Below are 7,723 nucleotides of genomic sequence, written 5' to 3'. Positions count from 1 at the left end.
GTAACAAACCTTCTGAAAAAGGATTTCAGGATCACCAAAAGTTGGGAAGAGCCTGTACTGGTCGATTTGGGACGGGAGATTGTCCGCTCTAGCCGGACGACTTGCCAGCTCTATGCCGGACATCGGGGCGCAGGCAAATCGACAGAGCTGTTGCGGCTGAAGCAGGACTTAGAGAATAAAGGCTGTCTGGTCGTTTATTTTGCGGCGGTGGGGGAAGACGGAGACATTGATCCGGAAGACTCTGAATATACCGACATTCTGCTTGCCAGCACTCGACATTTGCTAGAGGGCTTACAAAATGCTGACCCAGCGCCTTTAGTAAACTGGCTGAAAGCCCGACTGAAAGCCATGCAAGACCTGGGACTCACCGAAATTCAGGTAGATAGCATCTCGGCTGAGGCAGGTATTAAGGAATTTGCCAAGCTCAGCACCATGATCCCAGCGGTGCCCGCCGAATGCCAAAAGATTCGTAACCTGGTGAATCCCCATTATTACAACAAAGCTTGTCGCTATGGATTGCAAGGCAATATAGAAAGGGCGATCGACTCTTTACAACGGGCGATCGCGCTTGACCCTGCCTATCGAGAGATGGCAAAACCCGATACCGATCTTGACAGCATTCGAGAGAGCAATGTGTTTCGGGCTTTGGTAGATGAGCGACAATGAAGATACTGATTGACTATCAAGGCCGCAGCATCCGCCTGACCGAAGAGCGATTAAGACATATTTTGGAGCGTCCAGAAATGGTGACGCTAGAAGCAGCTCTAGAAAAAACCTTGCAGGAGCCAGAGTTGGTCAGACGTTCTAGAAGCGACGCTGATGCCGCCTTATATTATCGCTATTACACTGGAACTGCGGTAGGAGATAAATGGCTTTGTGTCGTTGTTAAATTTTCGAGCGATGATGCTTTTGTCCTTACTGCCTATCTGACCGACAAGCCTAAGCAAGGAGACCCCCTATGAACCAGCCAGTGAGCCAACCAGTCAAAATCTGGTTTGATGCCGAAGGTGATTTTCTAGAGGTTTTATTTTCCGAGAAACCCGGCTACCTCCGAGAAACCAATCAAGATGCCGTTATGGAGCGAGTTGATGAAGCAGGCAATCTTCTGGGATTCTCTGTTTTCGGAGTCAGTCAACTGTCTAGAAGCAAGCCTCTGATTGCCGAGTTACTGGCTCAAGCCTCATAGCATTGAGAGAGGCAAAGTGATACAGCAGAAGCCCTAACATTGCAATACGATCGAGTGGGCGATATCCTCTACATTAATAAACGCCCTCCCTACGCAGAGCAAGAATCCGAGGAAGTAAGAGATGAAATTATTACTCGTCTCAATCCCATCTCTGAGGAAGTTGAAAATTTGGAAATTCTCTTCTTCTCTCAACGCCTCCTGAGCAGCGAAGATATTCTAGCGTTACCTATTGTTGCCAATCTGCGCCTCATAACTGCATGATCGCCTACGAGAGACAGATCTCCTTGAGAGCGTTACATCAAGCGATCGCTCTCAATCCAACCTATCGAGATAAGGCAAAAAATGACACCGATTTTGATGACATTCGAGAGAGCGATGCGTTTCAGGCGTTAGTGGAAGGCTCGTAGAATAGGGAAAGGGCGATCGCTGCCTCTCATAAAAATCGTCAAGGTGGTAAATAGGGTGGTAAACAATGCGCGTTAAAGCACTCGTTCATCCTGCTGAAGAAGGCGGATACTGGGCAGAAGTCCCGGCACTGACCGGTTGCATCACCGAAGGCGACACAATGGAAGAACTGATGGCAAATTTGCAGGATGCGATCGAGGGATGGCTAGACGTTGCCATTTCAACCAAGACTCAAAATTGGAACCTTGAAAGCTCTAATGAGAATTGCTGGACTCCTTGAAGACGATTTGCAGTGATAGGCGATCGCTCTCAATCCAACCTATCGAGATAAGGCAAAAACTGATACCGATTTTGATAGCATTCGAGAAAGCAAGGCATTTCAGGCGTTAGTGGAAGGCTCATAGATAGGGAAGAGAGCGATCGCTAATGCTTTTGTCCTTGCCGTTCCCTACAAATGTTGGGATAAAAGCTCAGTCGTTGCCTGTCCTGTTTTTTGCCAGCTAAACTGACTGGCTCTGGCGAGTCCGGCAGTCTGCAACTGCGATCGCGTCCCTTCGTCGTCAATTAAAGTCTGCATGGCGGCGGCAATTTCGGCTTCGCGGTAGGGATTAACCAGCAGGGCGGCATCTCCGGCAACTTCGGGGAGCGAAGACAGATTGGAGGTAATCACAGGCGTACCGCAAGCCATAGCCTCTAGCACCGGAAAGCCAAATCCTTCCCATAGGCTAGGAAACACCAGCCCGATCGCTCCTCGCATGAGCTGAGGCAAATCCTGGTAGGCAACATAGTCGAGAAACTTGACCCGATTGCCCACCGCCAATTCATCCGCCTGAGCCTGAAGCAGTGGCGTGTAGCGGCGATCGCGGGAGCCAGCAATCCATAGGTCATAATCTTGAGCGCTGTCTTTTGACAAGGCGGCAAAAGCACTGATAATGCGGTGCAGATTTTTGTAGGGATCAGGACGACCGATATAGAAAAAGTAGGGGCGATCGGATCTGAGAGCGTGATTTTCTGAAGCACTGCTTTCTGGAACCTTAAAATGGCTCGCGTCATGCGCCAATAAAATCGGCGTGATCTTTTTGGCTGGAATGTGGAAGTAATCCACAATATCCTGGGCGGTTGCTGCCGAGTTGCAGATGATATGCTCAGCCTGCGCTAACACCTGCGGCACATAGTAGCGGCTGTACTGCGTCAGCGGCGAAGTCCACTGCGGAAAACGTAGGGGAATCAGGTCGTGGACGACTACAACGGCAGGAATCTTTTGACTCCACAGCGGAGCCTCTGGAACCGGAGAGAATAACAGGGGCGATCGCAACTCAGCACAAATTCGAGGAAGCTGCTGCTGTGTCCAAATCAACCGCCGCAAGTGACCCAGCTTTCCCTGCTCGGCAGTTAGATTTGCCGGAATCTCTCGGCGATTGTAGGCTGCGGATTCTGCTTCAGGAAAAGCAGCTGAAGCCAGCAGCGTTATGGGCAAACTTAGATGGGGAATGAGATTTCGCGCATAGGTGGCTAGTCCCGTTGGCTTTACGCCGACTAGGGATAGATTGACCGTAACGCCGTTTCTTTCTCGCATACTAGACTTCTTGCAGATTAGGATTTTGAGATTGGATTGGGTAGGCTGCGCCCCCACCCAATCCAATTTGCAAGAGGTTTAATGCCCAGGTTGGGTTTGGGAAAATGCCTAGCCGATCGCCACTCGCAATCCAAAATAGGTCAGCACCAGATCCTCTATGCCGGGATTGCTGACCTCATGCACTTCACCTGGCTCCACAGACACGCAAACTCCTGGCTCTAGCCTGTAGGGCTGACCGTCAATTTGAATGATTCCAGCCCCCGACTCCACAAAAAACACTTCACACATATCCTGATGGGCATGGGCAGCGGCTATCTGTCCGGGGGCAAACCGCGCCTGAGAAAAATTGGTTAGGTGGGGCAAGTCGCCCGATCGCAGCATCACTTTTTTCTGGATTGCCGGGTTATGGGAAACCTGCTCATAGGGCAAATGGCTTAAGGCGGTGAGTTTCATGTGAAGCAGCAGTTAAGGCTAGGATGCAAAATAAGAAAATTTACGGGGATTGGCGGTCAGATTTTCGTGGGCTTGACGGAGATTTAAGCCTTTAGGCGCGATTTTTATCTCACTTTAGGCTTCAAAATATCTCTTAATGGCTGCTTTATAGAGGTCGATACGATCGCCGTACTTAGGGCATACTGGCTAAGAATAACCTACTTTGGCGATCGCTTTTGATCCTGACCCTTCGCTCAAAATATCAGCCATTCGCATCGATCTCTGCCCTAAATCTGTCCTAAAGCAGCCATCTACAGCTTCTCTGCTTCTGTATAAAAACCCCATAATCCCCGCCTTAAACCTGTCCTCATGAACCTATCGCAATCTTTCCCTATTTCGCCCTGCGCCCCTAACTTTCGCACGGCTGTCCAGACTGGAGATTTTTTGGTGACGGCTGAAGTGATGCCTCCCAAAGGCGGCAATCCAGCCCACATGATCGAGATGGGGAAATTGCTGAACGGGAGGGTTCATGCCGTTAACATTACGGATGGCAGCCGTGCGGTGATGCGGATGTCTTCGCTAGCAGCTTCGGTGATCCTGATGCAGCAGGGCATTGAGCCAATTTGCCAGATGGCCTGCCGCGATCGCAACCGCATTGCCCTGCAAGCCGATCTGCTGGGGGCACAGGCATTAGGAATTCGCAACATCTTGGCGCTGACGGGCGACCCGATTAAGGCGGGCGACCACGCCGATGCCAGAGCCGTCTTTGAGCTGGAATCCGTGCGGCTGCTGCGGCTGATCGACAAGCTCAACCAGGGTAGTGACTCTAACGATAAGCCGCTGACGGATGGCGCGACCGATTTGTTTGCAGGTGCGGCGATCGATCCTCAGTGTCAGAGCTGGTCGGGGCTACAGCGCCGCTTCGATCGCAAGCTTGCCTCTGGCGCACAGTTTTTCCAAAGCCAGCTAATCTCAGATTTCGATCGCCTAGAAAAGTTCATGGATCAAATTGCGATCGGCTGCAATAAGCCCATTCTTGCCGGAATTTTTCTGCTTAAGTCTGCCAAAAATGCGCAGTTCATCAACCGCAACGTGCCGGGGGTTCAGATTCCGCAACACATTATCGATCGCCTGGAAGCTGCGGCCGATCCCCTGCAAGAGGGCGTGGCGATCGCGGCGGAGCAGGTTCAAAGGGCGCGAGAGCTGTGCCAGGGTGTTCATATTATGGCGATTCGCCGCGAGGACTTGATTCCCCAAATTTTGGATCAGGCAGGAATTGCACCTCTAGATAGCGCTTTGGATACTGGCGAGAAAACGGCGAATCTTCTCCACAAGGCTCCTCTGTGATGGGTCACGCCCCCCTTGTGATTACGGGAGGAGGTTGTCATTATCTAACTCAGTGACGATTTTCAGGAACTCCAACCCTCAAGCTTTGTGTTTGGGGGTTTTATTTATGGGCTGGCGCGATCGCCCCCACTGCACAAAGCTATCGCTGGCGGTGTGGTTTTTGATGTCGTACAACTTCTTATGGTTCCTCTACGTTTTTATCGATCGCATCCATGACTTGCCTGACAATTTTGCCTCTTGTGCAGTTCAACGAGGAAGCTTAGGCAACCTGCACCTCTAGCGTCATGGCTACGACTTCTTTATTGAAGAAAGACTGCTTTTCTTCCTCTGAGAGCGTTTCCAGGTAAAGTTCAACTGCCTCCTTAATGTTCTCTGTTGCTTCGGCTAACGTGTCTCCCTGACTTTGACATCCCGGCAATTCTGGACAATAAGCATAGAACCCATCTTCATCTTTTTCAATTAAAATGTTCACTTTGTAAGGCATATTGCTTATCTTCTCCATATTTCGTTTTCAATATTATTTTGACTGGCAAAAGTGGCTTTGCGCGATCGCCCTCACTGCATCAAGGGGTCAATAACGAGCGCTTCCCAAAGTTGGATGAGGGGCAAGTTTCACCCTTAACCTACCGATCGGCTGCGGCTGCTACCGTCAACATCCGCCCCTCGATCGCGTCCCAGGTCTGGGGCGACACGCGCACGGCGGCTTCTTTGCACCGCACCATCAGTTCACAGGCATAGAGATAGTTGTCTATCGCTTTTGCTTCATCCTTCGAGAGCATTGCAGTCTCTTGATCAAGTCCCAAGGCATCAAACCAGATTTGACAGAGGCGATCGAGAAAGGCTCGTTGAAATTCAATCGGCTGACTGTTATCTGGAATTTGAGGCTGAAGTCTGTCTAAGTCTGCAACCAGCTTTGTAAAGTTAACAGATTTAAGGATTTTTATTTTTTCAAATTCACGAGCGAGAGCGAGGTCGAGGGCAAGGGCGCGGGCAAGGGCGAGATTGCGGGCGAGGTTGCGGACGAGGTCGAGGTCGAGGTCGAGGTCGAGGTCGAGGTTGCGGACGAGGTCGAGGGCGCGGTCGAGGTCGAGGGCGTGGGCGCGGTCGAGGTTGCGGGCGCGGGCGAGGGCGCGGGCGAGAACAATCGCAGCCGCTCGTTTAGCCACAGGCTTATAGTCTCCCTCTGAGCCTGATGTTGATTTGTCTGCCCATTGCAACAAAGCTTTCAACTTTGGACTGGTGATGAACGATCGCGCCCGTTCTTCTATCAACAGCAAAAGCGGATCAGCTCCTTTGCTTCCGGGCAGCAGACCCGCAATTAGCAAAAACACTTCCCGCCAGTTGTCGTTAGTCAGATGTTTTGCGACCAGCGATCGCATATTTTCGGGATTATCGACAATGTACTGCGCCGTCAGATGCTCTTGCAGCGTCAGATGCGAGAAAGAATAGGCATCTTCTGCCCGCTCTACCAAAATTCCTTGCTGTACCGCGATCGCCTCCAGCACTTTTTCGCCATCCAGATGCTTTGGCGCATTCAGGTTGCTAGCCAGAAAAGTCTTGATGCGATCGACAATCTCGCGCTGCGAAAAAAATAGCTGGTCTTTGGCAAAACCTTTGGCGGCGATTTCCGACAGCAGACTTTCCTCTAGCTCTACGCTCAGCCCTTCATAAATTTGCCGCTGATTCTCCAAACACTTCTCGGCTGCCCATTCTTCTAGCAAGATCCGCAGGGCTTTGCGATATAAAACACTGCGGTTGCTGGGAAAGCTAAGGGATCGATCATAGACCAAGCAAAGAAAGGTCAGCAGCAGCGGCGTATGGGCTAGCTCTTTGGCTCCAGCCGCTTGAGGCTTCTGCAATTCTGTCCAGCAGGTTTCGGCTTTTTGGGTTTGATAATCGGTGGGCGATCGGAACCAGTTGCGAATAAACTGCTGAATCTGATCGTCTTCAAACTCTGCCATTGTCACATCGCTGAAGCGCCGAAAATTGCTGCGGTAGGCGGCGATCCGGCAGGATGCAATGTAGCGATTTTTGTCATAGTGATCGACAAAATCTTGAATGGCTCGAATCGCTGGCGTTAGCTGTGCGGTTGGCACTTCATCTAGCCCATCCAACAAAATCAGCAGCCTGCCCTGCTCCAAGGCTTTGCGGGTAAACCCTTTGGCATCAGGAAACCCACAGGTTTCAAACTCGTTGACAATCACCTGCTCTAGATCAATGGCTCCAGTATTCAATCGCTTTAGCTCAATGAACACTGGAATGCAGCGATGCTGAAATTCCTGACGCTTTCCTCGCAGCGCCTCCAGACCCATCTTGCGCAAAAACGTAGACTTTCCGGCTCCTGGTGCGCCCAACACCATCAAATACGGCTTGGCATTGGCAACGGCTAGCCCCTCTTGCTTTTTGCCTTCCTGCTGCCGCAGCCGCCGCGATCGCGTTTCCCGAAACGCCTGCTCCATCGCTTGAGCTGAGACAAACTGGCGGAGACCATCACCGTCTAAAAATCGCACTGCGGTATAAACAGAGTCTAGGCTGACAGGCTCTCGCATCCCCAAAACCTTGAGGATGCAGTGTCGCTCCTGATAGTTTTCTATATACTGCCGAGAAGCATTGAAAAGCTGCTGCTGCGTTCCGTCGCTGATTTGCTTGCCGCCCCAGCTCAGGAGTCCTTTAGCCTCATCTTTGGCGCTGTCTTTAAGGATATCTGTCGCTAAGTCTTTCAAGACCGGAGCCATCGCCGCGATCGCAGCAGCCGTAAACGGATCAACCATAAGGGC

At 51.2% G+C, this 7,723-nt stretch carries 13 protein-coding genes; 9 read left to right on the top strand and 4 right to left on the bottom strand.

The genetic code is table 11. The features are described from left to right. From AC5JMP_RS10405 to AC5JMP_RS10375, 7 genes are all read left to right on the top strand, one after another. The coding region (locus AC5JMP_RS10405) for a tetratricopeptide repeat protein (RefSeq protein WP_495851377.1) at positions 1–666 on the top strand (666 nt) is incomplete at its 5' end. Next, a complete protein-coding gene (locus AC5JMP_RS10400; RefSeq protein WP_495851376.1) occupies positions 663–962 on the top strand; it encodes a hypothetical protein in 300 nt (99 codons plus the stop codon). The genes AC5JMP_RS10405 and AC5JMP_RS10400, both read left to right, overlap by 4 nt. Next, positions 959–1,186 (top strand): DUF2283 domain-containing protein, encoded by a 228-nt coding sequence (locus AC5JMP_RS10395; protein ID WP_495851375.1) that lies wholly within the window; start codon positions 959–961, stop codon positions 1,184–1,186. Before AC5JMP_RS10400 ends, AC5JMP_RS10395 begins: the two co-directional genes overlap by 4 nt. Before the next feature lie 39 nt (positions 1,187–1,225). Then, complete coding sequence (locus AC5JMP_RS10390; RefSeq protein ID WP_495851374.1) at positions 1,226–1,447, top strand: DUF2283 domain-containing protein; 222 nt, start codon at positions 1,226–1,228, stop codon at positions 1,445–1,447. A 23-nt stretch (positions 1,448–1,470) separates the two neighbouring features. Further along, entirely contained in the window at positions 1,471–1,593 is a 123-nt protein-coding gene (locus AC5JMP_RS10385; RefSeq protein ID WP_495851373.1) for a TPR end-of-group domain-containing protein, read from the top strand. A gap of 65 nt (positions 1,594–1,658) precedes the next feature. Next, entirely contained in the window at positions 1,659–1,871 is a 213-nt protein-coding gene (locus AC5JMP_RS10380; RefSeq protein ID WP_495851372.1) for a type II toxin-antitoxin system HicB family antitoxin, read from the top strand. A gap of 22 nt (positions 1,872–1,893) precedes the next feature. Then, positions 1,894–1,995, top strand: a complete 102-nt coding sequence (locus tag AC5JMP_RS10375) for a TPR end-of-group domain-containing protein (RefSeq protein WP_495851390.1) — start codon at positions 1,894–1,896, stop codon at positions 1,993–1,995. A gap of 44 nt (positions 1,996–2,039) precedes the next feature. Here the strand turns inward: AC5JMP_RS10375 and AC5JMP_RS10370 are convergent, their stop codons facing one another. Beyond that, complete coding sequence (locus tag AC5JMP_RS10370; RefSeq protein ID WP_495851371.1) at positions 2,040–3,167, bottom strand: glycosyltransferase family 4 protein; 1,128 nt, start codon at positions 3,165–3,167, stop codon at positions 2,040–2,042. A 108-nt stretch (positions 3,168–3,275) separates the two neighbouring features. Continuing rightward, entirely contained in the window at positions 3,276–3,620 is a 345-nt protein-coding gene (locus tag AC5JMP_RS10365; RefSeq protein ID WP_495851370.1) for a cupin domain-containing protein, read from the bottom strand. A gap of 348 nt (positions 3,621–3,968) precedes the next feature. On the opposite strand from AC5JMP_RS10365, the gene AC5JMP_RS10360 reads away from it, so the two are divergent. Both AC5JMP_RS10360 and AC5JMP_RS10355 read left to right on the top strand, forming a co-directional pair. After that, complete coding sequence (locus AC5JMP_RS10360; RefSeq protein ID WP_495851369.1) at positions 3,969–4,946, top strand: methylenetetrahydrofolate reductase; 978 nt, start codon at positions 3,969–3,971, stop codon at positions 4,944–4,946. Positions 4,947–4,998: 52 nt separating this feature from the next. After that, entirely contained in the window at positions 4,999–5,226 is a 228-nt protein-coding gene (locus AC5JMP_RS10355; RefSeq protein ID WP_495851368.1) for a hypothetical protein, read from the top strand. On the opposite strand, the gene AC5JMP_RS10350 is transcribed toward AC5JMP_RS10355, so the two are convergent. Together AC5JMP_RS10350 and AC5JMP_RS10345 are read right to left on the bottom strand one after the other, a co-directional pair. Further along, the gene (locus AC5JMP_RS10350) at positions 5,206–5,430 is read right to left on the bottom strand and encodes a type II toxin-antitoxin system HicB family antitoxin (RefSeq protein WP_495851367.1); all 225 of its coding nucleotides are present in this window, start codon (positions 5,428–5,430) and stop codon (positions 5,206–5,208) included. The genes AC5JMP_RS10355 and AC5JMP_RS10350 overlap by 21 nt on opposite strands. 139 nt (positions 5,431–5,569) lie before the next feature. After that, complete coding sequence (locus tag AC5JMP_RS10345) at positions 5,570–7,717, bottom strand: NACHT domain-containing protein (RefSeq protein WP_495851366.1); 2,148 nt, start codon at positions 7,715–7,717, stop codon at positions 5,570–5,572. Positions 7,718–7,723 lie beyond the last annotated feature (6 nt).

It is taken from the genome of Drouetiella sp., assembly GCF_059504425.1.
This window is presented reverse-complemented; position numbering and strand designations above follow the sequence as displayed.

What these genes read in the sequence shown, in the direction of transcription:
- AC5JMP_RS10365 (WP_495851370.1), bottom strand. Translation starts at nt 3,620, where the DNA reads ATGAAACTCACCGCCTTAAGCCATTTGCCCTATGAGCAGGTTTCCCAT.
- AC5JMP_RS10395 (WP_495851375.1), top strand. Translation starts at nt 959, where the DNA reads ATGAACCAGCCAGTGAGCCAACCAGTCAAAATCTGGTTTGATGCCGAA.
- AC5JMP_RS10370 (WP_495851371.1), bottom strand. Translation starts at nt 3,167, where the DNA reads ATGCGAGAAAGAAACGGCGTTACGGTCAATCTATCCCTAGTCGGCGTA.
- AC5JMP_RS10345 (WP_495851366.1), bottom strand. Translation starts at nt 7,717, where the DNA reads ATGGTTGATCCGTTTACGGCTGCTGCGATCGCGGCGATGGCTCCGGTC.
- AC5JMP_RS10350 (WP_495851367.1), bottom strand. Translation starts at nt 5,430, where the DNA reads ATGCCTTACAAAGTGAACATTTTAATTGAAAAAGATGAAGATGGGTTC.
- AC5JMP_RS10360 (WP_495851369.1), top strand. Translation starts at nt 3,969, where the DNA reads ATGAACCTATCGCAATCTTTCCCTATTTCGCCCTGCGCCCCTAACTTT.
- AC5JMP_RS10400 (WP_495851376.1), top strand. Translation starts at nt 663, where the DNA reads ATGAAGATACTGATTGACTATCAAGGCCGCAGCATCCGCCTGACCGAA.
- AC5JMP_RS10380 (WP_495851372.1), top strand. Translation starts at nt 1,659, where the DNA reads ATGCGCGTTAAAGCACTCGTTCATCCTGCTGAAGAAGGCGGATACTGG.